Source organism: Citrobacter sp. TBCS-14, from assembly GCF_005280805.1.
GTDB classification, from domain to species: domain Bacteria; phylum Pseudomonadota; class Gammaproteobacteria; order Enterobacterales; family Enterobacteriaceae; genus Citrobacter; species Citrobacter gillenii.
Genome location: NZ_SZWM01001115.1, coordinates 1 through 571, shown reverse-complemented (window position 1 = coordinate 571; position 571 = coordinate 1). Strand labels below are relative to the sequence as shown.

At 53.2% G+C, this 571-nt stretch carries 2 protein-coding genes; both read left to right on the top strand.

Annotated features, from left to right (window positions below):
• Window positions 1-117 (top strand): NirD/YgiW/YdeI family stress tolerance protein (locus FDX22_RS24330; RefSeq protein ID WP_146717906.1); only part of this gene is annotated, 117 nt, incomplete at its 5' end.
• Window positions 118-250: 133 nt separating this feature from the next.
• Window positions 251-571 (top strand): DNA gyrase subunit A (locus FDX22_RS24325; protein WP_304571824.1); only part of this gene is annotated, 321 nt, incomplete at its 3' end.

Here is a 571-nt window from a genome sequence, read left to right as displayed (position 1 = left end):
CGCTGGAACGGCGTGACCGTCACGCCGCAGGATGTGGTTGAAATCCAGGGTGAAGTGGATAAAGACTGGAACTCCGTTGAAATCGACGTGAAACAGATTACCAAAGTTGCCAAATAATCCCCATCAGGGCCGCAGTCNTTCGCGGCCCTTTTCTTTGTGACTCAACTCGCCAGATAGGGTAGTATCTGCGGCAATATTGCCTGACGAATACCGGGTATTGTTCGGGCTAACAGTTGAGGAACCACGATTAATGAGCGATATGGCAGAGCGCCTTGCGCTGCATGAATTCACGGAAAACGCCTATCTGAACTATTCCATGTACGTCATCATGGACAGGGCGTTGCCGTTTATTGGTGATGGTCTGAAACCCGTTCAGCGACGCATCGTTTACGCGATGTCCGAACTGGGGCTGAATGCCAGCGCCAAATTTAAAAAATCCGCCCGTACCGTCGGTGACGTATTGGGTAAATACCATCCGCACGGCGACAGCGCCTGCTATGAAGCGATGGTGCTGATGGCCCAGCCCTTCTCTTACCGTTATCCGCTGGTTGACGGGCAGGGGAACTGGGGG